General features: G+C 42.3%; 18 protein-coding genes and 1 riboswitch. Of the genes, 12 read left to right on the forward strand and 6 right to left on the reverse strand.

Annotated elements, in window-relative coordinates; all coding sequences use genetic code 11:
- Positions 1-538: 538 nt before the first annotated feature.
- The 4 genes from MORIYA_RS01645 to MORIYA_RS01660 all read left to right on the forward strand — a co-directional run bounded on the left by MORIYA_RS01645 (position 539) and on the right by MORIYA_RS01660 (position 6,508).
- Entirely contained in the window at positions 539-2,080 is a 1,542-nt protein-coding gene (locus tag MORIYA_RS01645) for a Re/Si-specific NAD(P)(+) transhydrogenase subunit alpha (RefSeq protein WP_112712144.1), read from the forward strand.
- A 12-nt stretch (positions 2,081-2,092) separates the two neighbouring features.
- Complete coding sequence (gene pntB / locus MORIYA_RS01650) at positions 2,093-3,628, forward strand: Re/Si-specific NAD(P)(+) transhydrogenase subunit beta (protein ID WP_112712146.1); 1,536 nt, start codon at positions 2,093-2,095, stop codon at positions 3,626-3,628.
- Between the two features lie 226 nt (positions 3,629-3,854).
- Positions 3,855-5,045 carry an amino acid aminotransferase gene (locus tag MORIYA_RS01655; RefSeq protein WP_112712148.1) on the forward strand — a complete coding sequence of 397 codons (1,191 nt, stop codon included), beginning with the start codon at positions 3,855-3,857 and terminating at the stop codon, positions 5,043-5,045.
- Between the two features lie 236 nt (positions 5,046-5,281).
- Positions 5,282-6,508, forward strand: a complete 1,227-nt coding sequence (locus MORIYA_RS01660; protein WP_112712150.1) for an L-lactate MFS transporter — start codon at positions 5,282-5,284, stop codon at positions 6,506-6,508.
- 61 nt (positions 6,509-6,569) lie between these two features.
- Here the strand turns inward: MORIYA_RS01660 and MORIYA_RS01665 are convergent, their stop codons facing one another.
- Positions 6,570-7,058 (reverse strand): porin family protein, encoded by a 489-nt coding sequence (locus MORIYA_RS01665; protein ID WP_112712152.1) that lies wholly within the window; start codon positions 7,056-7,058, stop codon positions 6,570-6,572.
- Positions 7,059-7,497: 439 nt separating this feature from the next.
- Here MORIYA_RS01665 and mrcB point away from each other — a divergent pair, with 439 nt between their 5' ends.
- From mrcB to MORIYA_RS01685, 4 genes are read left to right on the forward strand one after another with little or no spacing between them, the layout of a single operon-like run.
- Positions 7,498-9,777, forward strand: a complete 2,280-nt coding sequence (gene mrcB, locus MORIYA_RS01670; protein WP_112718372.1) for a penicillin-binding protein 1B — start codon at positions 7,498-7,500, stop codon at positions 9,775-9,777.
- Between the two features lie 36 nt (positions 9,778-9,813).
- Positions 9,814-10,251: a tetratricopeptide repeat protein gene (locus MORIYA_RS01675; protein WP_112712154.1), complete on the forward strand. Its 438-nt coding sequence runs from the start codon at positions 9,814-9,816 to the stop codon at positions 10,249-10,251.
- Positions 10,252-10,270: 19 nt separating this feature from the next.
- Positions 10,271-12,157: a DUF294 nucleotidyltransferase-like domain-containing protein gene (locus MORIYA_RS01680; RefSeq protein WP_112712156.1), complete on the forward strand. Its 1,887-nt coding sequence runs from the start codon at positions 10,271-10,273 to the stop codon at positions 12,155-12,157.
- The gene (locus MORIYA_RS01685) at positions 12,158-12,877 is read left to right on the forward strand and encodes a 3'-5' exonuclease (protein WP_112712158.1); all 720 of its coding nucleotides are present in this window, start codon (positions 12,158-12,160) and stop codon (positions 12,875-12,877) included.
- Positions 12,878-12,986: 109 nt separating this feature from the next.
- On the opposite strand, the gene tenA is transcribed toward MORIYA_RS01685, so the two are convergent.
- From tenA to thiD, 5 genes are all read right to left on the reverse strand, one after another.
- Positions 12,987-13,649 (reverse strand): thiaminase II, encoded by a 663-nt coding sequence (gene tenA / locus MORIYA_RS01690; RefSeq protein WP_112712160.1) that lies wholly within the window; start codon positions 13,647-13,649, stop codon positions 12,987-12,989.
- Between the two features lie 34 nt (positions 13,650-13,683).
- Positions 13,684-14,631 carry an ABC transporter substrate-binding protein gene (locus MORIYA_RS01695; protein WP_112712162.1) on the reverse strand — a complete coding sequence of 316 codons (948 nt, stop codon included), beginning with the start codon at positions 14,629-14,631 and terminating at the stop codon, positions 13,684-13,686.
- Between the two features lie 89 nt (positions 14,632-14,720).
- Complete coding sequence (locus MORIYA_RS01700) at positions 14,721-15,527, reverse strand: ABC transporter permease (RefSeq protein ID WP_112712164.1); 807 nt, start codon at positions 15,525-15,527, stop codon at positions 14,721-14,723.
- The gene (locus MORIYA_RS01705) at positions 15,520-16,338 is read right to left on the reverse strand and encodes an ABC transporter ATP-binding protein (RefSeq protein WP_112712166.1); all 819 of its coding nucleotides are present in this window, start codon (positions 16,336-16,338) and stop codon (positions 15,520-15,522) included. Before MORIYA_RS01705 ends, MORIYA_RS01700 begins: the two co-directional genes overlap by 8 nt.
- Entirely contained in the window at positions 16,331-17,230 is a 900-nt protein-coding gene (gene thiD, locus MORIYA_RS01710) for a bifunctional hydroxymethylpyrimidine kinase/phosphomethylpyrimidine kinase (RefSeq protein WP_112712168.1), read from the reverse strand. Before thiD ends, MORIYA_RS01705 begins: the two co-directional genes overlap by 8 nt.
- A gap of 73 nt (positions 17,231-17,303) precedes the next feature.
- Positions 17,304-17,408: riboswitch (TPP riboswitch) on the reverse strand.
- Positions 17,409-17,836: 428 nt separating this feature from the next.
- Here thiD and MORIYA_RS01715 point away from each other — a divergent pair.
- The 4 genes from MORIYA_RS01715 (at position 17,837) to acnD (ending at position 23,358) form a co-directional block, all read left to right on the forward strand.
- Positions 17,837-18,562: a GntR family transcriptional regulator gene (locus MORIYA_RS01715; protein ID WP_112712170.1), complete on the forward strand. Its 726-nt coding sequence runs from the start codon at positions 17,837-17,839 to the stop codon at positions 18,560-18,562.
- Position 18,563: 1 nt separating this feature from the next.
- Positions 18,564-19,469, forward strand: a complete 906-nt coding sequence (gene prpB / locus MORIYA_RS01720) for a methylisocitrate lyase (protein ID WP_112712172.1) — start codon at positions 18,564-18,566, stop codon at positions 19,467-19,469.
- 154 nt (positions 19,470-19,623) lie between these two features.
- The gene (gene prpC, locus MORIYA_RS01725; RefSeq protein WP_112712174.1) at positions 19,624-20,748 is read left to right on the forward strand and encodes a bifunctional 2-methylcitrate synthase/citrate synthase; all 1,125 of its coding nucleotides are present in this window, start codon (positions 19,624-19,626) and stop codon (positions 20,746-20,748) included.
- A 6-nt stretch (positions 20,749-20,754) separates the two neighbouring features.
- Complete coding sequence (gene acnD / locus MORIYA_RS01730; RefSeq protein ID WP_112712176.1) at positions 20,755-23,358, forward strand: Fe/S-dependent 2-methylisocitrate dehydratase AcnD; 2,604 nt, start codon at positions 20,755-20,757, stop codon at positions 23,356-23,358.
- Positions 23,359-23,361: the final 3 nt, after the last annotated feature.

Here is a 23,361-nt window from a genome sequence, read left to right on the forward strand (position 1 = left end):
TTGTGGAATCCCCATTTTTTTGGAACTAAAAATTAACCTATGCAGCTGTAAAATTAGCCATCCATTACCAACCAAAACGATAAAATGTAAAAAATGACACTTTATAATAAAAAGTAACAACATATGTTTTTTTATTTCACGGTTTCACTATTTCATTTTATAGTCTTTCGACATCGTTTACCATTTCAAACGAAACCTTCTTTTCTTTGCCATGTAAATCATTGAAGATTAAACCAATTTAATCTTGTCAACCACACTTCAAAGATGCTTTAATTCGAGGTAGATAATATCTATTTTACTTTTAATCCACATTTTAGATTCCAAATTCCATTTGAAATGCGGTAAGGTCAAATAAATTGTTGTTGCGTTAAGTCACATTTTTGTGAACAATCGTTAGTGACAAATAACCCATTTCATTTTTATTATGAATGGTTTAATCCGATACTTTGTACTTATGCTTCTCCGTACCTCATGCTATATGGGATACACATGGAACGTAGTATTTTATCTTTGATGTTGAAACAGACAGGAACAGATGATGCAAATAGGTATACCAAGAGAGAGCCTCAAAGGTGAAACTCGAGTTGCTGCCACACCAGCAACTGTTGAGCAGTTACAGAAATTAGGCTTTTCTGTGTTGGTTGAAAGCAACGCAGGTCAACTAGCTAATTTTAATGACGCTACTTTTGAAGCGGCTGGAGCAACAATTTCGGGAGATACCAAACAAGTTTGGGCTTCTGATATTGTACTAAAAGTTAATGCGCCAGCAAATGACAAAGAAATTAAGTTATTACAAAAAGGCACTTCATTAATCAGCTTCATTTGGCCAGCTCAAAATGAAGAACTTCTAGAGAAGCTTGCCAAACGTGAAATTAACGTTTTGGCAATGGATTCAGTGCCTCGTATTTCACGTTCACAGTCACTTGATGCATTAAGCTCAATGGCTAATATCGCGGGTTACCGTGCGGTAATCGAAGCCGCCAATGAATTTGGCCGTTTCTTTACCGGTCAAATTACCGCTGCGGGTAAAGTACCACCTGCAAAAGTACTGATTATTGGTGCTGGTGTTGCTGGCCTTTCTGCCATAGGCGCGGCGGGTAGCTTAGGTGCGATTGTTCGTGCGTACGATACGCGTCCTGAAGTTAAAGAACAGATCACCAGTTTGGGTGCTGAATTTTTAACAGTAGACTTTGACGAGTCTTCGGGATCTGGTGATGGTTACGCGAAAGTAATGAGTGAAGACTATAAAGCTCAAGAGCAGAAGATGCTTGCTGAGCAAGTTGCTGATGCCGATATCATCATTACCACGGCATTAATTCCTGGTCGTCCTGCACCTCGCCTCATTAGTCAAGAAATGGTTGATGGCATGAAGGCGGGTAGTGTGATTGTCGATTTAGCGGCAGTGAACGGCGGTAACGTTGAACCAAGTGTCGTTGATAAAGTTATTACCACAGACGGTGGCGTTAAAGTTATCGGTTATAACGAAATGGCACGTCGTCTACCAGCACAAGCATCACAGCTTTACGGTACCAACTTAGTTAACTTGCTTAAATTACTCACACCAGAAAAAGATGGTGAAATGATCATCAACTTTGATGATGTTGTTCAACGTGGTGTGACGGTAATTAAAGACGGTAAAATTACTTGGCCTGCGCCACCGATTCAAGTTTCAGCTGCGCCTCAAGCTGCAAAAAAAGAAGAAGTGAAAGAAGCGCCTGCGAAACCTGAAAAGAAAAAAACGGGTATCTACAAGGCATTATTAGCCGGTGGCGGTATCTGGGCATATTCAGCGTTAGCAAGTTATGTTCCTGCTGAATTCTTAAATCACTTAATGGTATTCGCACTAGCTTGTGTGATTGGTTATTACCTGATTTGGGATGTGGCAGCGTCATTACATACGCCGCTGATGAGTGTAACGAATGCTATTTCAGGTATTGTTATTCTTGGTGCTTTCTTCCAAATGGGCGCTGAGAGTGGTCTTGTAACCTTACTCGCATTCCTCGGCACATTTATTGCCACTATCAACATCGCCGGTGGTTTTGCCGTTACTGAGCGTATGTTGAAAATGTTCCGTAAATAAGGATTTTTTATAATGTCTCAAGAATCAATTGAAGCTGCACAAAATGCTATCAATGCAGCGCAAGCAGCGGTAGATGCAGCAACACAAGCCGCACAATTGGCACAGATTGCAGTTGCAGAACAAGCATCTGTTGCTGTTGATGTGGTACAGGAAGTTGCAGTCGCAACGAGTGGTAACAGTATTTTAGAAGCGGCCTATATCGTTGCCGCGGTACTGTTTGTACTTGCTCTTGCTGCGTTGTCAAAGCAAGAAACGGCACAGAGAGGTATTTATGTCGGTATTCTGGGTATGGTTGTAGCGGTTGTTGCAACATTATTTAGTAGTGACGTAACAAATATCGGTTATATCATAGCCGCTATGCTTGCTGGTGGTGCATTTGGTGTACGCTGGGCGAACAAAATCGGCATGACTGAAATGCCAGAAATGGTTGCGATCCTAAACAGCTTCGGTGGTTTAGCCGCGGTACTTATCGGTTACAACAGTTATATCGAACACGGCATTACAGATCCAGTTATGTTAAGCATCCACTTAACTCTGATCTTTTTAGGTGTGTTTATCGGTATCGTGACATTTGTTGGTTCATTAATCGCTTGGGGTAAGTTAAACGGTCGTGTTAAATCGAGCGCGTTAATGTTACCACACCGCCATAAAATGAACTTAGCAGCATTACTTGTTACTGTTTATCTAATGTTCTCATTCGTTGGTGCTGGTTTTGAAGGCGACACTGCGGCGTTAGTCATCATGAGTATCATTGCAATTGCATTTGGTGCGCATTTAGTATTATCAATTGGTGGCGCAGATATGCCAGTTGTTGTCTCTATGCTTAACTCTTATTCAGGTTGGGCTGGTGCAGCTACAGGTCTTATCTTAGGTAATGATCTGTTAATTGTAACTGGTGCGTTAGTCGGTTCTTCGGGTGCTATCTTAAGTTATGTAATGTGTAAAGCGATGAACCGTTCGTTTATCTCTGTTATTGCAGGCGGCTTCGGTAACAAGGTTGTTGTACCAACAGGTGATGAAGAGCAAGGTGTTCACGTTGAAACATCTGCAGCTGAAGTAGCTGAAATGCTAATGAGCTCTAAGCGTGTAATCATTACTCCTGGTTATGGTATGGCTGTTGCGCAAGCACAGTATCCGGTATTCGCTATCACCAAGAAGTTGCGTGATGCGGGTATTGATGTACGCTTTGGTATTCACCCTGTAGCGGGTCGTTTACCTGGTCACATGAACGTATTACTTGCTGAAGCAAAAGTACCTTACGATATCGTATTAGAAATGGATGAGATCAATAAAGATTTCAACGACACTGATACCGTACTTGTAATCGGTGCGAATGATACGGTTAACCCAGCAGCGAAAGAAGAAAACTCGCCAATCTCTGGTATGCCGGTACTCGAAGTATGGAATGCAAAAAATGTTGTTGTGTTCAAACGTAGTATGGCGACTGGTTATGCTGGTGTTCAAAACCCATTATTCTTCAAAGAGAACACAACTATGCTATTTGGCGATGCTAAAGAAAGCGTAGAAGAAATCTTCAAAGCAATGTAATTGTTTTGTCAGTATTGGTAAAATTATACAAGATTTTTTGAAGCCTGAAGGAGCCGCAAGGCTCCTTTTTTTATTTTCAAATAAGGGATAATTCATCTCTATATTTATTTCTTATATCTCTGTTATTTTTTCGTTACATCGCTATGAATTTAGGGGTTGTGATGGTATAAATAAGTCAAATCTTAGGTTTAATACGTAGTTTAATTACAAACAGATAGGGAATACCATGTTTGAGAAAATCGTTACAGCAGCAGCAGATCCAATCTTAGGTTTAACAGAAGCATTTGTTAAAGATCCACGTGCCGAAAAAATCAATTTAGGTGTGGGTATTTATAAAGATGAAACTGGCCAAACTCCTATCCTAAAATCAGTTAAATTAGCAGAGCAAAAGCTAATTGATGAAGAAAAAAGTAAAAGTTATTTGAGTATTGAAGGCCATAAAGCCTATGCGTCGGCAGTACAAAAACTATTATTTGGTGCCGATAGCGAGGTTGTAACGAGCCAACGTGCAATTACAGCACAAGCACCGGGTGGTACTGGTGCACTACGTACAGCTGCAGATTTTATTAAAAGTCATTTAACCAGTGATCGTATTTGGGTAAGTAACCCAACATGGGCAAATCACGGTAATGTGTTTAATACGGCGGGCCTAGAAGTTAAGCAGTATGCTTATTATAACGCAGAAACACGCGATTTAGATTTTAATGCGATGTTAGCTTCTTTAGCTGAAGCTGAAGCGGGTGATGTTGTTCTTTTCCATGGCTGCTGCCATAATCCAACCGGTATTGATCCAACGCTTGAACAGTGGACTACACTTGCGCAGCTATGTGCGAACAAAAAGTTATTACCACTGTTTGATTTTGCATACCAAGGTTTTGCAATAGGTGTTGAAGAAGATGCGGCTGGTCTACGTGTATTCACAGAGCATTGTGAAGAATTATTAGTTGCTAACTCATTCTCTAAAAACTTTGGTTTATACAACGAACGTGTTGGCGGTCTAACGCTAGTAGCGAAAAATAAAGATGTTGCTGCTGCGGCATTTAGCCAAATTAAATCAGGTATTCGTGCCAACTATTCAAACCCACCTGCACATGGCGCGGCAATTGTTGCAATTATTCTTGATGATGAAGTATTACGTAAACAATGGATTGCAGAAGTAGCTGAAATGCGTGTACGTATTCACGAAATGCGTGAGTTATTTGTAGTAACACTCGCTGAAATGGGGGTGACTGGCGACTATAGCTTTATTACTCGCCAAAATGGTATGTTCTCATTCTCAGGTCTTACTAAAGAACAAGTGGCTACATTGAAAGATGAACACGCTGTTTATATCGTTGGTTCGGGCCGTATCAGCGTTGCTGGTATGACTAAAAACAATATGCAACCGCTATGTAAAGCGATTGCTGCGGTACTTTAATCGTTACTCAATGATTAAAGACTAACCGATTATATAGAAAATAATGAAATGGGTGCTTCGGCACTCATTTTTGTTTCTGGGATTTAGTCTTGAATTAGAATGAGTAAGTCATCAATATGTGACGCTCCGTTCTGTTTGTGTTTTATATCAACAAAAATACGATATTTTAAATTAAAAGTTGTACCTAGATCACAAAACGTGTAAATTGCCGCAATCTTTGTAATTTTGAGGCAACAATGAGTAATAAACCACTTCAGATCCTATTAGCTGGTATAGGCATAAATTTAACAATCGGTATCCTATACGCATGGGGTGTTTTTACTGTACCTCTAGCAGAAGCGTTAAACGTTGATGCTGCAGATGTAAAATCACCGTATAAAATTGCTGTTTTCACATTCGCTACTTGTTTACTTATTGCTGGTATCTTACAAGACAAGATTGGTCCTAAAAAAGTGGCCATGCTTGGTGTAACGCTCGTTGGTCTAGGTCTTATTGCTTCAGGTTACACTACTACTTTAACCGAACTTGAATTTACCTTTGGTGGTATCGTTGGTGCCGGTATCGGTTTCTCATACGCATGTATTAGCCCAAGCGCGATGAAATGGTGGCCTAAAGGTAAGAAAGGTTTAGTCAGTGGACTAACTGCTGGTGGTTTCGGACTTGCTTCTGTATACCTAGCGCCATTGTCTACAAGCCTGATTGAAAACTACGGTATCTACGACACATTCAAAATCTTAGGTGTGGGTCTATTAGCTATCGCAATCCCATTAGCATCTTTGTTAGTTGCGCCTCCTGCTGGTTATGTTGCTGACGCATCTGAAGCAAAAGCGGCAGCGTCAAGTGATGATATTAACCTGACTTGGCAGCAAATGCTGAAAACTCGTCAATTTTACCAGTTATGGGTAATGTTCCTAGTTTCAGCTGCTGCAGGCATCATGCTTATTGGTAGTATTGGTAACATCAGTAAATCAATTGGTCTGACATCAGAGCAAATTGCATTCAGTGTTGTTTTACTTGCTATTTTTAATACTGGTGGTCGTGTTGTAGGTGGTTTAATTTCTGATAGGATTGGCCGTGTTAATACACTTGCTTTAGTATTCTTAATGCAAGCGGGTAACATGGCGTTCTTCACAACCATTACCACGCAAATGCCGCTTATGGTTGCGATTGCAATTGGCGCGATGTCATACGGTGCACTATTAAGTGTATTCCCAACGATTACTGCTGATAACTATGGTCTAAAAAATTACGGCACTAACTTCGGTATCCTTTATTCTTCATGGGGTGTATCAGGTTTCTTCGGTGGTTTCTTAGCGACTGTTGCAGGTTCAACTAACAATACTTATTTTGCTTTCGCGGCATTATTACTGGCTGTTACTGTGATTGCATTCTTTACTAAGCCTGTTGATAAAGCAGCTGTCTTAGCGAAAGAAGAAGGCAAATTAAAAGCCGCTAAAGCTTAATCACTAGCGCTTAACAATTTGTGTCAAAGGGATAGCTCAAGCAATTGACTATCCCTTTTTGTCAGAAATGCACATTACCGCCGATACTAAAATATTTCAAATCGGCTTGAATAACGGTATAGCCCGCTTCGATAGTGAAAGCATCGCTGACCTCAAGACCAAACGCAATACCACCAGAAAAACCATCCTCTTCCCATTTTTTTGTGTCTGATTTCAGCGTCTCTTCTAAATAACCAGCTCTTATTTTGGCGTAAAATTCACCAGACGTACGATAGGTGCCGTAAATAGCGTAAGATTCGTATTCAAAATCAATATTGTTTTCATCCATATCAACAAAGGTACCTTCAAATTCTAAGCCGAAGCCACTTTGTTGAATGCCAATCATAAAAGTAGCAGGAACTTTTGGGTCAAGCTCGTCAAATGCGGTATATAGATAACCCGTTTTAGCACCAAGGTAAAAGTCGACATCACCGGATGTTTTGTCGGTAGCTAGGGCGGGGGTTGTGACAATTGAACCGAGTGATAAAACCAGAGGGATTAATATTTTCATCGTGGATCCTTGTTTATGTGAATTAAGACGTGTGTTTTTAATCATAGTCTTAACAGCTAATTTGGCTATAATATGAACTAATTCTCAGTCTACTATCTAAGTAATGAGGCTATTTTGGTTATATTAATTTGCTGATTTCAGCGCATATAAGCAGATCTCGTAATGAAGAATGTTTGTTTTACAACATAACCTCTTATGTTTTCATTTTAAAGTGGTGGAAGTGGGGGTTAATCGTATTTATCGAATGATTTATTGAGGCTGAATGATTTTATAAATACATCTTTTAAATACTGTTTTTAAGTCTAATTTTCTATGTACAGATATTATAATGGGCTGCACGCTAATATCGTTTGGCATTTATTTACTGTGGTATGATCCGCATTGAATTATAGATTAAATCCGTTGTCGTTTTACGGCGGAATGGCAACGAGAGGTGCTTGTGAGTAAGAATACAAAAGACAACAAGAACAAACAACGCAGCGGTTTATGGTGGAAATTGTTACTGATCCCTGTGTTTATTGGGTTCGCAGTAATGGTTTATTTAGATATTATTATTCGCTCAACCTTTGATGAAAATAAATGGGCGGTACCATCGACGGTTTATGCGCGGCCACTTGAATTATATGAAGGTGCAGCATTAACCGTTGCTGATTTAAAAACCGAGCTTGGCTTATTAGGTTACAAATTCGTCTCACGACCGACAAAGCCTGGTCAAGCAAATATACGAGGTGATCAGGTTGGTATTTATACGCCAGGCTTCCAATTTAGTGATGATTTAGAACCGCCGCGCAATATTTTACTGACATTGCAAGATGGTTTAGTGACTAAACTTGATACTGACGATGGGGTTGGCCTGTTACGTTTAGAGCCAGTCGTTATTGGTGGTATCTATCCAGCGCATAATGAAGACCGTTTGTTAGTTCAGCTATCCGAAGTGCCGGAATCGTTACAAGCAATGTTAGTGGCGGTTGAAGATGATGGTTTTTATGATCATTTTGGTATTTCGTTGCGTGGTATCGCCCGTGCGTTAGTGGCGAATATTAAGCAAGGTGGTATTGCGCAAGGCGCGTCTACACTGACTCAGCAACTCGTTAAGAACTATTATCTTAGTTCTGAACGTACTTTAAGCCGTAAAGTGCAAGAAGCGTTGATGGCGATCCTACTCGAATTTCATTTTTCCAAGGTTGATATCTTAGAAGGCTATATTAACGAAATTTACCTTGGTCAAGACGGGCCTCGAGCCATTCATGGTTTCGGTTTAGCCAGCCAGTATTATTTCAAAACACCACTTGCAGAGCTGTCACTTGATAAACAAGCGTTATTGGTCGCACTCGTGCGAGGCGCAAGTTATTACAACCCATGGCGGAATCCTGAACGAGCGCTTAAACGCCGAGACTTAGTGCTGAATATCGCAGTACGTGAAGGTCGTTTGGATGCTGATTTAGCGGCTGCAGCAAAAGCCTTGCCACTCGGCATGGGAGAACAAACCGCAAGTAGCACGAAACGATTCCCGGCTTACCTTGATTTGGTGCGCCGGCAATTACAGCGCGATTATAAAGTCGAAGATTTAAGTGAAAATGGGCTATCTATTTTTACCCATTTTGATCCGCTGGTGCAAAGCAGTGCGGAATCGAGTTTAACAAAAGCCATTGCTCGACATAAGCGTGATGGGTTGAGTGCTAAGCTTGAAGGTGCTGTTGTGATAACCCGGCCAAATACAGGCGCGGTGATTGCTATTGTCGGTGGTGTTAATACGCGTTTTGCGGGTTTTAACCGTGCTATTGATGCAAGACGTCAAGTTGGTTCGTTAATAAAGCCAGCGGTGTATTTAACCGCCTTAGAACAACCACAACAGTATAACCTGGCGACTTTAATTAGTGATGATGAATATAACCTTAATCTGCCCAATGGCGATATTTGGTCCCCTAAAAATTATGATAAGAAAGATCACGGTCAGGTGTTGTTATATACCGCGTTAGCTAAGTCTTATAATCAATCAACAGCCCGTTTAGGTAATGAATTGGGGTTAGATAAGATCGCAGATACACTGCGTCGTTTGGGTGTTGAGCAAACGATTCCTGAGTTACCTGCTATTACTTTAGGTGCTGTGGATATGTCACCGATTGCTGTGGCGCAGATGTATCAGACATTATCTGCAGATGGATTCTATACCCCTTTATTAGCGATCAGTGCCGTCGTCGATCCCGGTGGCACTGTGTTGAAAAGTTATCCGTTAGTGGTGGATAAACGTTTTGATTCAAGCTCGATTTATATGCTGCGTCATGCCATGCAGGCTGTTACCCATGAAGGTTCGGCAAGAGCATTACAATGGCTGTTACCTGATTTTGAAGTTGCTGGTAAAACGGGCACGACCAATAATCTAAGAGACAGTTGGTTTGCTGGGTTTTCTGGTGACATGATGGCCGTCGTGTGGATGGGACGTGATGATAATGCCTCGATTGGTTTAACAGGCTCAAGTGGTGCGTTACGTGTGTGGGCTGAAATTTTCCGTCAACGTTCTGAGTTACCGATTCAGAATCTGCCACCACAAGATATTACCGTGGTGTGGGTGGATAAAGATACCGGGCAAGGTAGTCAAGGTAGTTGTCTTAACTCTATTCCACTCCCCTTTGTGAGTGGTTATGAACCCGAAATTGAATTACGCTGCAATCAAGGTGTTAAGCGTGTTATTGAATGGTTTCGAGAACTTGTTGAATAATGCTATTTGTCATTGCAAATTAATAGTGGAAATAAAATGAAAATATTAAAACGCGTGTGTTTATTGTCTTTACCCTGGTTGTTGACCGCTTGTGGCACAATACCTACGTATAACGCGAATGGGACTCAGGTTCAAGAGACTAATAATACTGTCCCTGTGTTGGGTAAACAAAGTAAACCTGCGCCTGTCGATGATACGGCTCAAGCACCTGCTGTGGTATTATCGTTAATGAAACGCGCTAATAAACAGTTGAGTAATGGCGATAATAACGGTGCGATTGCCTCGTTAGAGCGTGCTATACGCATTGCGCCACGTTATCCAGAAACTTATTACCGTCTTGGCGAACGCTATTTTTATCAAGGTAATTATAAACAAGCTCGTTCATTGGCCGAAAAGGCGATAACATTGGGTGCTGATTGGCTGTTACGTCGACAAGCGGAGTCTTTAATTGAACGCGCCTCAGCATATCAATAAATTATCAATCGAGTAAAGAATGGAAATCGAACTATTAGAAATTAAAAATTTTATAAGCCAGTACCAACCTTTTGACCAACTACCAGAAGAAGCATTGTTAGAGGTGGTTAAGAGCATTGAGATCACATACTTCCGTGCAGATTCGATGATTATTGAATATGGTCACAAGATCCATGATCTGTATTTTATTCGCAGTGGTGTAGTGGAAATATACCGCCGTAAAGGTGAATTATACAATCGCTTGGATCAAGGCGAAATATTTGGCCAAATGGGCCTATTGGCCAATAATAAAGTTCGACTTCCTGCTAAAGCGATAAAAGATACGCTGCTTTATTGTATTCCAGAAGCAATCTTCCATGATTTTTGTGAACGCTATGAAACCTTTTCTGATTTCTCTGAAGTTGAAGGTACTATCCGTTTAAAACAAGCGGTTGAAGATAATAGTGATGATGCCAACTCATTAACCACTTCGAAAGTGAAAACATTATTAAGCCGAGACTTAGTGATGGTGAAAAATACTACGTCAATTCAAGATGTTGCTAAGGTGATGGTAGAAGAGAGTGTCTCTGCCGCGTTGATTAATGATCCGACTATTACCAATGAAGATGGCAGCAATTTTGTCGGTATTATTACTCAGCATGATCTGTGTGCAAAAGTTATTGCGACGGGTCTGAGTGTTGATAACCCTGTTTCAGATGTCATGTCGACAGAATTGATGTCACTCGATCATAATGCCTATGTCTCGGAAGCGATGCTGATGATGTTACGTTACAATGTCCATCATTTACCCATCCTGAAGAACAAGCAGCCTATCGGCCTGATTGAAGTGGCTGATATTATTCGTTATGAATCACAAAATAGCTTGTTATTTTCGAGTAGTATTTTTCAACAACAGAATATTGATGATCTGGTGTTGCTGTCTAAGCAACTTAAAGATTGTTTTGTACGAATGGTGAATGAAGACGCCAACTCTCATATGATAGGTAGTGCGATGTCCGAGATCGGTCGCAGCTTTAAGCAGCGTTTACTCGAACTTGCTGAAGAGGCGTTTGGTCAGCCGCCTGTACCTTATTGTTTCTTAGCGTTGGGATCTATGGCGCGTGATGAGCAATTAATTGTGACCGACCAAGATAATGGCATTATTTTAGACAATAGTTATGATCATGAGCAGCATGGCGCATATTTTGAAAATTTATCCAAATTTGTGTGTGATGGATTAGCGGCTTGCGGCTATACCTATTGTACAGGCGATATTATGGCAACCAATCCAGAGTTCCGTAAAACCCAAGCGCAGTGGGAGGAATGCTTTGCAGACTGGATAGACAACCCGAGTCCACAAGCGTTATTAAACTGCTCTATCTTCTTTGATTTAAACGGCGTTTATGGACGGGTAAAATGGGCTGAGCAATTAAATGCCTTTATCTTACGTCGTGCCAAGAAAAACAACCGATTCTTAGCCTGTTTAGCACGTAATGCTTTAAACCGTACCCCGCCATTGGGTTTTTTCAAAAACTTTGTGATGGAGAAAGATGGTCGTCATAACAATTCCATTAACTTAAAACGTCGTGGTACAGCGCCGCTGGCCGATTTGATCCGGGTGCACGGATTGGCGATTGGCTCGCAATCGCAAAATTCATTTGAACGCTTGGAAGATATTATTGAAGCGGGGATCTTACCGCCGTCAAAAGCGCAGGATCTACACCATGCGATGGAATTGATTTCCTTAGTACGTTTACGCCACCAAGCGTTAGACGTAGAATCGGAAATTGAACCGGATAATAATATCGAACCAGAGAATATGTCGGAATTTGAGCGCCGTAATCTTAAAGATGCATTTTTGGTGTTAAGTAACGCCCAGAACTTTTTAAAGTATCGTTATACTGCGAATAAAATGCAGGGATTATGAATGCACAATTTTATTAATAAAGAGATTTTAAACTGGGGCGCGTTCTATAAACTGAAAATAGAGCAGAGCAAGGATAAACGTTTAAAGTCTTTTTATCGCGCGGGTACGTATCACGATGAAACGAAATTAGGTGATATTGATTTTGTTGCATTAGATTTTGAAACGACGGGGCTAGACTCTGAACAAAACAGTATTATTAGCATTGGTCTGGTACCGTTTAATTTAAAACGTATTTTTTGTCGTCAAGCGCAGCACTGGTATATTGAGCCTGAAGATAAGCTGAAAGAAAATTCCATTATTATTCATGGTATTACTCATACTGACTTGAAAGGTGCACCTGACTTATTGCGTATTCTAGAACCCGTATTAGATGCGTTAGCTGGCAAGGTTGTAGTGGTTCATTACCGCCGTATTGAACGTGATTTTTTTGATAATCATCTCCGCAGTTTTATTAATGAAGGCATTGTGTTTCCGGTTATCGATACTATGCAGATTGAAGCAGATGTTCAGGAATCGCAAAATAAGGGTTTTTTTAGCCTGTTTAAACCCAAGAAACGCCAAGAGTCGATTCGTCTTGCTAATAGCCGTGCACGTTATAATTTACCCGCCTATCCGCCACATGATGCATTAACGGATGCCATTGCGACAGCCGAGTTATTACAAGCGCAGATCCATTATCACTTTTCACCTGATACGCCGATTAAACAACTGTGGTTATAGCTAAAGATTGAAGTAAGTTTGGTTTGAACAAAATAGCCCGTTAATATTTTATGATATAACGGGCTATTTTTATGGATCTGGTTATTTGGTGTTAGTTATTTGGCTTTCCTTAAGATACATCAAGTCCTTGCTGCCAAAATGCAATTTCCATACGCGTCGCCGTTCTAAACACATGAATTAGATTGCGGCCACGTTGACTGTTGACGTCAATCTCAGCGAGTAACTCATCAAGATGTGCAGTGCCTTGTGCGACCCCTTGTTGGAATTCATCTCCACTATAGAGTTCAATCCAACTGGCAAACGGGTTATCAATTAGCTTGGTGTTTGCATCTGCAGCGAGATTACGGCCAATTTCGGCGTAACCAATAGAACAGGGCGCTAGCGCAGCGTAGAGATCGACAATATCCCCCGCCATACCGGCATCGAGCACATAACGGGTGTAAGCAACGGTGCCAAAGTCTTCTGGTTCTGCTTCTAAATCTGATTCTGTTAATCCCCACTTGCCACAGTAAGTAATGTGGTGACCAATTTCAGAATCCAGTAATGCATGGACACTCGGCAGTGCTTTACGCATATCCGCGAGGGTACGGGCTTTGTAAATGGCTAACGCGTAAGCACGGGCATATTGTTTTAGAAATAAGAAATCTTGCTTAAGGTAATGTAAGTAACTCGGCTGTGCTAATGTTCCTTGTGCTAATTGTTGTACAAACGTATGTTGAGTATACGCCTGCCAATCTTCACGACAGGCATTGATTAGATCTTGATGATTCATAATTTTCTCGATGATTGTCTACAACAATGGCGAATTACAGCGTCGGCACATAATCTTGTGCTTTGGGTAATGTTTTGATGATCTTTTGCGAATACATGAATGCGGCATAATCGTCATAACGTTTTAAATCAACCGCTGAAGGACGCAGCGCGAAACGAGTAAGGGTATCGTTCCAAGCGCGTTTATTTAACTCGTTATTTAATGTGTCAGGTGCATAAGCAACAAACTCTTTCCACGATGCTTGTGGGTGATTAACTATGTAGATTGTTGCCTTCTCCAAGGCTTTATTAAAGGCTTGGATAGCGGTTTTGTCATAGGTATTGGCGTTAGCGACAAATATTAATTCGTCATAAGCTGGTACACCGTGTTCTTCTGGGAAGAATGCTTTGGCTTTAAAGCCTTCAAGTTCCAGTTGATGGATTTCAAAGTTACGTAAGCCACCCCAGATTGCATCCACTTTACCTGATGCAAGTGATGATGATAGCGCCCAACCAACATTAATTATTTGTACGTCATCATAATTAACGCCGCCAGTCTTTAACATAGTGCCGATTGTTGCTTCTTCATTACCCGCAATGGCGATACCAATTTTTTTACCTTTAAAATCAGACATGTCGTTAATTTTGTTGTTGTCGAGCACCATTAAGGTATTAAGGGGTGTTGCGATCAAGGTTGCAGAACGGATAAGCGGTAAGCCAGCCGCGACATCAATGGTTAAATTAGGTTGATAGGTGATCGCCAGATCAATTTTGTTCGCGGCGACAAGTTTTGGTGGCATGCTTGGATCTGAGGGTTCTTGGATCACGACATTGATGCCTTGCTCTGCAAAGTAGCCGCGCTCTTTAGCAATAATAATAGGGCCGTGGTTCGGATTAACAAACCAATCTAACATCAGGGTTAGGGTCTTTGTTTCTGCCTGTACATTTGCCGACAATATAGCCGCGGTAAATGCCGCAGCCTTGAGTAAAGTGTTGTTTTTCATTAAATGTCCTTTTTATATTTATATTGTTGTATTTAATATGAGTGCATTCGTTATTTTTAATAAACACTGTGTTAGTCACAGCTGCTTGATTATTTTTCCCAAGGAATGAGTTTTTTCAATGCTTTGTCAGTGACAAAATAAAGCAAGACTGACAGGGCGGATAGGATCAGCAATGCGGCAAACATTTCATCAATCATCATGCGTGCATTAGCCTGGAGCATGAGATAACCCAAGCCAGCACTCGAACCGACCCATTCACCTGCTACGGCGCCAATCGGTGCAATAACGACAGCAACACGGATACCCGATGCTAATGTCGGCAGTGACGCAGGCAGTTGAATATGGCGTAACAGCTGCCATTTAGTCGCGCCCATGGTTTTAGCCAGATCTAAATAACCGGTTGGGGTATTACGTAAACCGTCATAACAACAGGTCGTGACGGGGAAGAAGATAATTAAGGCGGCCATGACAATCTTGGATGCCATGCCATAACCCAGCCACAGCATCAATACTGGTGCAATGGCGAATACTGGGATCGCTTGACTGGCAATTAATATAGGTAATAACCAATGCTTAATGGGTTTAAACAACAGCATCTGCAGCGCAAAAAATAGCCCCATAAATAAACCGAGTAACAAGCCAAATACAATTTCTTGCGCGGTGACGAATGTGTGTTTTAACAAGACGTCATGACGCTCGATTAAACGTTCAAAAACAGCGAGTGGCGCGGGAAGAATGAAAGAAGGCATGTCAAAAATTACCACAATACTTTGCCATAATCCGATGATAACCAGTGCACTAATGATCATGCGCAGTACCGGGCTAATCGGGACTTGTTGCTGCTTGCCGTGGCTATTTTGCTGATGGTTAAGGTTTGAATTAACGATGTTATTCATGTTCAGTGCCATATTCCTGTGCTAAACAAGTCATGATTTGTTGCTGTAACTGTGCACATTCAGCATCGAATGGGCGGGGTGTCGCTGTTGATGGTACTTGCAAACGTTCTGCGGCAGCAGGATTGCCTTGCATAATATAAATTTGATCGGCGAGGCGGATCGCTTCTTGCGGTTCGTGGGTAATTAACACCACGGTTTTATTCTTTAGCAATTCACAGGCGAGATCTTGTAATCGATAACGGGTGACGGCGTCCAAAGCAGAAAAGGGTTCATCCATTAATACCACAGGTTTGTCTTGCATTAATGTTCTCGCCAATGCCGCTCGTTGACGCATACCGCCAGACAGTTGTTGCGGAAAATGATGGGCGTTATCAGCAAGACCAACTTTAGCGAGCAGGGTCAGCGCTTTATCTTTGCCTGCCTTAGATGTCTTGGCACCGAATTTACTGCTTAACGTGACATTATCGAGCACGGATAACCAAGGCAGTAGCAAGTCTTGCTGGGCCATGTAAGCAATTTGATTACTTAAATCAGGTAGTTCTCGATTATTAGCGCTAATTGACAGTGCACCTGACCACGTCACTTGCTGATCTAATAAGCCCGCAAGATAACGTAGCATCGAGGTTTTACCACAGCCGCTACGACCTAAAATACAGGTCCACTGCCGAGCCGGCATAACCATATTAAGGTTGCTTAATACGGGGTCAATACTGTCGTTATAACGTAAATAACCGTTGGTAATGGTCATGTTTACGGCAAGGCTATTTTTGCTATTTTCAGGTACTAACATTACCTGTGATGAGCTAGACATCGGCATGGCCAGCAAAGAAGTGATTTACTGGACCATGGCCGCTACCAATATCTAATTCATCCGCATGGGCAATGGCATTGGAGATGTATTGCTTACCCAATTTAACGGCTTGTAGTAGATCATGGCCTTGAGCTAAATAGGATGCGATGGCAGAAGACAGGGTGCAGCCAGTGCCATGAGTATTGTGGGTATGAATACGTTTTGCGGTTAACTGCTGAAAATGGTCTTGGAAGATGAGCAGGTCATTACTGTTTTCATCTTGTTCTAAATGACCGCCTTTTAATAATACCGCATTGACATTAAGCTGACGTAATTCGCAGATCATGTCACCCATCGCATCTTCATTGGTCGGAACGTCTGAACCAATTAAAGCCGCGCCTTCAGGCAGGTTCGGGGTGATCAAGTCGGCTAATGGTAGCAGTTCTGATTTAAGCGTGCTGATCGCAGATTCTTTTAGCAATAAATCGCCGCTGGTGGCGACCATAACCGGATCAACGACTAAAAAGGCGGGCTTGTATTGTTTTATTTTAGCGGCAACGACTTTGATAATATCGCAGTCTGCCAGCATCCCAACTTTAACGGCAACGATGTTTAAATCGCTAAAGACGGCATCAAGTTGCTTTTCGACATGTTCCAGTGGAATGGGGAAAATAGCGGATACGCCAAGGGTATTCTGCGCGGTAATAGCTGTTATGACAGAACAAGCGTAGCTACCGGTTGCCGATATGGCTTTGATATCAGCTTGAATACCTGCACCTCCACCACTATCAGAACCTGCGATCGTTAATACGATAGGTATTGATGGTTTTTGTTTTAATGAAGCTGGTGTTGATGTGTCATTTTTTGAGATACTGTGTTTTGATAAAACGTCAGTGGGTGTAACCTTTAGCATAAATATCCCTAGTACAGACGTATAGGAACTTTATCAAGCCAAAGATTGAGAGACGTAGGAGGTCAAATCTTGAGAAGCGAGATGGATAGTTCCCTACGTCAGTGTTAACTGAATCAGGTTCAACGGGTCTCGCAATTAATGTGCGATCTCAGCTTATTAGGCCCCCCGACTATATAAGTGGCAATAGTAACAAGTTTTGCTAAAAGCGCAATAGCCAGTTACTTATATTAGAATAACGTTAGGCGATTGATTTATCGTATATAAAGAAAAGGCCAATTAACGATGTACTGATACCAAACACTGGTTTGTGTACATCAAAACCCCATTTTGGACGTTATCTTGTCCGACCGTATAATCAGTGTTGTCAGTACTGTATTAATCCTTATTAGTCCTCAGTTAGAACAGTCCTGTCCGATATCGTGTATCTGTTTGTTATCGTAAAATGTATCCGTATAGCAGGTAGCTGAGGTGTGAAAAGCGCGTCTCAATGTTCAGTATAGACTAGCTTTAATTACCATTCTAAATAGAGAGTTTGGTTGCGTAAATGTTGACAAGTTGTAAAAATTAAATAGTATTAAGTGAAACTTAAACATTGTCGACAATCTTATGCCTTTAGATGATCCAACAAAAATAGTCGCTGTGACTACAGCCGATAAAGTCTTTGAACAAATGCAGCGTGCCATTGTTGAAGGTGAGATCCTTGCTGGCAGTAAGATCAGTGAGCCAGAACTCGCAAAGCAATATCAAGTCAGCCGTTCTACCCTTCGCGAAGCATTAAACCGATTAGAGAAATGTCATTTAATTGAACGTAAAGCCAATGTTGGCTCACGGGTGGTGCAATGCACAACGCAAGGATTACTCGACCTGTATTTTGTGCGCGAAGCGTTAGAAGGCATGGCATGCAGGCAAGCGGCAGAGAACATGAGTGATGCTGAAATTGTCGACATGAAGGCCATGCTTAATCAACACGCGACGTCACAAGCACTAAAAGATGGCGTTGCTTATTATCAAGAAGAAGGTGATTTAGATTTTCATTATAAAGTCATCTTGGGCAGTCATAATGCCCAACTCATTCAATTAATATGTGGTCAGCTCTATCATTTAGTGCGTATGTACCGCTGTCAGTTTGGTATGCATAGCCCCAGAGCCAGCCGCGCTTTTTCAGAACACGCCCAGATTATCGAAGCCATCAGTGATCGAGATGGAGAATTAGCCGAAATGCTGATGCGTCGTCATATCGCCGCGTCACGTAAAAACATTGAAACTAAAATTGCACGTCAACTAGCCGCAGAATTAAAGACGGGCACTACACCCGTTCAAGGAGAGCAATAATATGTCTACAGAATCATCGTCTCAACGTTTATCCCCCGGCGCTAAATTCCGTTTAGCCCTGGCTAATAATAAACCCTTACAAGTTGTCGGTACGATTAATGCCTATTGCGCGATGATGGCTGAACAATTAGGCCATCAGGCGATCTATTTATCTGGTGGCGGTGTGGCGAATGCGTCTTACGGTTTACCGGATTTAGGCATGACGTCATTGAATGATGTGATCGCTGATGTGCAGCGTATTACCGCCGCATCGAGCTTACCTTTACTGGTTGATATCGATACCGGTTGGGGCGGGGCTTTTAACATCGCTAAAACCATTCGCGATATGGAAAAAGCCGGCGCCGCAGCGGTGCATTTAGAAGACCAAGTCGCACAAAAGCGTTGTGGTCATCGTCCCAATAAAGAAATTGTGTCGACAGCAGAGATGGTTGATCGTATTCGCGCTGCTGTTGATGCGCGTACTGATGCTGACTTTTTCATTATGGCGCGTACCGATTCATTCGCACAAGAGGGTTTGGAAGCTGCGATAGCCAGAGCACAAGCCTATGTTGACGCGGGTGCTGACGGTATTTTTGCTGAAGCGGTGAAAACAGAAGCCCATTACCGTGCATTCTCGGCAGCGTTAGATGTGCCTATTTTGGCAAATATTACGGAGTTTGGGCAAACCGAACTATGGAATAAACAGCAACTTGGAGAGTGGGGTTGTGCCATGGTGCTGTACCCATTATCTGCATTCCGCGCGATGAATAAAGCCGCTGAATTAGTTTATAAAACCTTATTGAGCGATGGCGACCAAAAAGCCGTGGTTGATAATATGCAAACGCGTATGGATTTATACGATTATCTCGGTTATCACGATTACGAGCAAAAACTGGATGTATTGTTCTCGGAAGGCAAGAATAAATAACCGCTATGATTAAAGTAATGTGAAACAAAGATTCAATAAATTGGATGAATAATAGCAAGCAGGATGTTCAGGATTATAGGTTTTAGGATGCATATGGAAGTAACTTGGGTATCGATTTGCTATTAACAGATTGAAATTAATTAAGGGAATAATTATGACAGATAAAAAACTATCAGGTGCCGGTTTACGTGGTCAAAGTGCAGGTGAAACAAAATTATGTACGGTGGGTAAATCAGGCAGCGGCTTAACGTATTGCGGTTATGATATTGCTGATCTTGCCGAAAATTCAACGTTTGAAGAAGTCGCTTATTTATTGTTTAACGGTGAATTACCGACACTTGACCAGCTTGAAACATACAAAGCTGAATTGCATACCCTGCGTGATTTACCGCAATCGTTAAAAGAAGTGTTACAGCATATCCCAGCAGACACGCATCCAATGGATGTCATGCGTACCGGCTGTTCTTTTTTAGGTAACATTGAACCTGAAACGGATTTTTCAGCGCAAAACAAAGCGGCGAATCGTCTACTGGCTGCGTTCCCTGCAATCATGTGTTACTGGTATCGTTATGCTCATGATGGTGTGGAAATTGACTGTACGACTGATGAAGCATCGCTAGCTGGTCACTTCCTTAAATTATTGCGTGGTCAAACACCGTCAAAACAACATCGTCGGGTGATGGATGTATCCCTGATCCTTTATTCCGAACATGAATTTAATGCTTCAACCTTTACTGCGCGTGTGTGTGCGTCAACCTTATCAGATATGTTCTCATGTGTAACTGCGGCTATTGGTACCTTACGTGGGCCTCTGCACGGTGGTGCAAACGAAGCAGCGATGGATATGATCCTGACGTTTACTTCACCTGCAGACGCGAAAACGCAGATGGCAGGTATGCTTGAACGTAAAGAAAAAATCATGGGCTTTGGTCATGCTATCTACCGTACTTCCGATCCGCGTAATGTGATCATTAAAAAATGGTCAGAAAAACTGGCTCACGAACACGGTGATACCGCGTTATACGATATCTCGGTGGCGTGTGAAGAGTTTATGTGGGATAGCAAGAAACTGTTTTGTAACGCGGATTTTTTCCACGCCTCTGCTTATCATTTTATGGGTATTCCAACTAAATTATTTACCCCTATTTTTGTTTGCTCACGTTTAACCGGTTGGGCTGCGCACGTGATGGAACAGCGGAGTAACAACCGTATTATTCGCCCAAGTGCCGATTATATTGGTGCAGAGCCAAGAGTTGTAACACCAATTTCAGAGAGATAATAGACTATGAATACTAACTATCGTAAACCTTTACCTGGCAGTGAACTGGATTATTTTGATACCCGTGCAGCGGTTGATGACATTAAAGCGGGTGCGTATGCAACTTTGCCGTATACATCACGCGTATTTGCGGAAAACTTAGTCCGTCGCTGCGACCCTAATGTATTAGAAGCGTCTTTAAAACAGCTTATTGAACGTAAGCGCGATCTTGATTTTCCTTGGTTTCCTGCGCGGGTTGTTTGTCATGATATTTTAGGCCAAACCGCATTAGTTGATTTAGCCGGTTTACGCGATGCGATTGCGGCGAAAGGTGGCGATCCATCCAAGGTTAATCCTGTGGTACCAACCCAATTGATTGTGGACCATTCATTGGCGGTTGAATATGCAGGTTTCGACCCCGATGCGTTTGAAAAAAACCGTGTCATTGAAGATCGCCGTAACGATGACCGTTTCCATTTTATTAACTGGACGAAAACAGCCTTTAAGAATATCGATGTGATCCCGCCAGGTAACGGTATTCTGCATCAGATTAATTTAGAGCGTATGTCACCGGTGATCCAATCCCTGCACGGTGTGGCGTTTCCTGATACCTTAGTGGGTACAGACAGCCATACGCCGATGGTTGATGCCTTGGGGGTGATTGCCATTGGTGTCGGTGGGCTCGAAGCCGAAAGCGTGATGTTAGGCCGTGCGTCATACATGCGTCTACCAGAGATCATTGGTGTTGAACTGACCGGTAAACCACCAGCAGGTATGACAGCAACCGATACAGTTTTAGCATTGACTGAGTTCTTACGTGCACAGAAAGTGGTATCAAGTTATCTGGAATTTTATGGTGACGGTGTGCCGCATCTGACCTTAGCTGATCGCGCTACTATTTCTAACATGACACCGGAATATGGTGCGACCGCTGCATTGTTCTCAATTGATGAACAGACCATTGATTACCTTAAATTAACCGGTCGTGAAGACGAGCAAGTTAAGCTGGTGGAAACCTATGCCAAACAAACCGGTTTGTGGGCCGATGATTTAGCCAACGTTGAATATGATCGGGTGCTTAAGTTCGACTTGTCGACTGTGTGCCGTAATATTGCCGGACCATCAAATCCACATAACCGTGTACCTACGTCTGAATTAGCTAAGCGTGGTATCAGCGGTAAAGTTGAAAATGTACCGGGGAAAATGCCTGACGGTGCAGTGATCATTGCCGCGATCACCAGTTGTACCAATACCAGTAATCCCCGCAATATGATTGCTGCAGGTTTGATTGCCCGTAACGCTAATAAACTTGGATTAACCCGTAAACCTTGGGTTAAAACCTCATTGGCACCAGGTTCTAAAACGGTGCAACTGTATCTACAAGACGCCGAGTTATTACCTGAATTAGAGCAACTCGGTTTTGGTATAGTCGCGTTTGCTTGTACCTCGTGTAACGGCATGAGTGGTGCTTTAGATCCGGTTATTCAGAAAGAAGTGTTGGATCGTGATCTGTATACTACCGCGGTATTATCCGGCAACCGTAATTTCGATGGCCGAATTCATCCACATGCTAATGAAGCCTTTATTGCCTCGCCACCATTAGTAGTTGCGTATGCGATTGCAGGTACTATCCGTTTTGATATTGAACGTGATGCCCTTGGTTTTGATCAGGCCGGTAATGCAATCACATTGAAAGACATTTGGCCAACCGATGAAGAAATCGATGCAGTGGTAAAAGCCAGTGTAAAACCAGAGCAATTCCGACAAGTTTACAACGCGATGTTTAGCCGTGATATAGAGTGCAGTGTCGATTATGGCGAGCAAATTGATCCGTTATATGACTGGCGTGAGAAGAGTACTTATATTCGCCGTCCACCTTATTGGGACGGTGTATTAGCAGGCAAGCGCAGTTTGAAAGGCATGCGTCCATTAGCCGTATTGGGTGACAATATTACGACCGATCATTTATCACCTTCTAACGCAATTATGCTGGATAGTGCAGCAGGGGCTTATTTAGATAAGATGGGTTTACCTGAAGTTGATTTTAACTCATATGCGACGCACCGTGGTGATCACCTTACAGCACAACGTGCGACCTTTGCTAACCCGAAACTAAATAATGAAATGGTGTTAGAAAACGGCCAAGTTAAGCAGGGATCATTAGCGCGTGTTGAGCCAGAAGGGAACGTAATGCGCATGTGGGAAGCGATTGAAACCTACATGGAGCGTAAGCAACCACTGATTATTGTTGCAGGTGCCGATTATGGCCAAGGCTCGTCACGTGATTGGGCGGCGAAAGGGGTTCGTCTGGCGGGTGTCGAAGCGATTGTTGCAGAAGGGTTCGAACGTATTCACCGTACCAACTTAGTCGGTATGGGCGTGTTACCACTTGAATTTAAAGCCGGTGAAAACCGTAAAACTTATGCGATTGATGGCAGTGAAACCTTTGATGTTATCGGTGAACCGACACCTGGTTCAGCGTTAACCCTCATTATTAACCGTAAAAATGGTGACACGGTTGAAGTGCCTGTGACTTGTCGTTTAGATACCGCGGAAGAAGTGTCTATCTACGGTGCCGGTGGCGTGTTACAACGTTTCGCGCAGGACTTTCTGGAATCAAGTGAGGCTTAATAG

This window comes from Moritella yayanosii (genome assembly GCF_900465055.1).
GTDB classification, from domain to species: Bacteria; Pseudomonadota; Gammaproteobacteria; order Enterobacterales; family Moritellaceae; genus Moritella; species Moritella yayanosii.

Coding starts and splice junctions, on each gene's coding strand:
- MORIYA_RS01645 (WP_112712144.1), top strand. CDS start 539: ATGCAAATAGGTATACCAAGAGAGAGCCTCAAAGGTGAAACTCGAGTT.
- pntB (WP_112712146.1), top strand. CDS start 2,093: ATGTCTCAAGAATCAATTGAAGCTGCACAAAATGCTATCAATGCAGCG.
- MORIYA_RS01655 (WP_112712148.1), top strand. CDS start 3,855: ATGTTTGAGAAAATCGTTACAGCAGCAGCAGATCCAATCTTAGGTTTA.
- MORIYA_RS01660 (WP_112712150.1), top strand. CDS start 5,282: ATGAGTAATAAACCACTTCAGATCCTATTAGCTGGTATAGGCATAAAT.
- MORIYA_RS01665 (WP_112712152.1), bottom strand. CDS start 7,058: ATGAAAATATTAATCCCTCTGGTTTTATCACTCGGTTCAATTGTCACA.
- MORIYA_RS01675 (WP_112712154.1), top strand. CDS start 9,814: ATGAAAATATTAAAACGCGTGTGTTTATTGTCTTTACCCTGGTTGTTG.
- MORIYA_RS01680 (WP_112712156.1), top strand. CDS start 10,271: ATGGAAATCGAACTATTAGAAATTAAAAATTTTATAAGCCAGTACCAA.
- MORIYA_RS01685 (WP_112712158.1), top strand. CDS start 12,158: ATGCACAATTTTATTAATAAAGAGATTTTAAACTGGGGCGCGTTCTAT.
- tenA (WP_112712160.1), bottom strand. CDS start 13,649: ATGAATCATCAAGATCTAATCAATGCCTGTCGTGAAGATTGGCAGGCG.
- MORIYA_RS01695 (WP_112712162.1), bottom strand. CDS start 14,631: ATGAAAAACAACACTTTACTCAAGGCTGCGGCATTTACCGCGGCTATA.
- MORIYA_RS01700 (WP_112712164.1), bottom strand. CDS start 15,527: ATGAATAACATCGTTAATTCAAACCTTAACCATCAGCAAAATAGCCAC.
- MORIYA_RS01705 (WP_112712166.1), bottom strand. CDS start 16,338: ATGTCTAGCTCATCACAGGTAATGTTAGTACCTGAAAATAGCAAAAAT.
- thiD (WP_112712168.1), bottom strand. CDS start 17,230: ATGCTAAAGGTTACACCCACTGACGTTTTATCAAAACACAGTATCTCA.
- MORIYA_RS01715 (WP_112712170.1), top strand. CDS start 17,837: ATGCCTTTAGATGATCCAACAAAAATAGTCGCTGTGACTACAGCCGAT.
- prpB (WP_112712172.1), top strand. CDS start 18,564: ATGTCTACAGAATCATCGTCTCAACGTTTATCCCCCGGCGCTAAATTC.
- prpC (WP_112712174.1), top strand. CDS start 19,624: ATGACAGATAAAAAACTATCAGGTGCCGGTTTACGTGGTCAAAGTGCA.
- acnD (WP_112712176.1), top strand. CDS start 20,755: ATGAATACTAACTATCGTAAACCTTTACCTGGCAGTGAACTGGATTAT.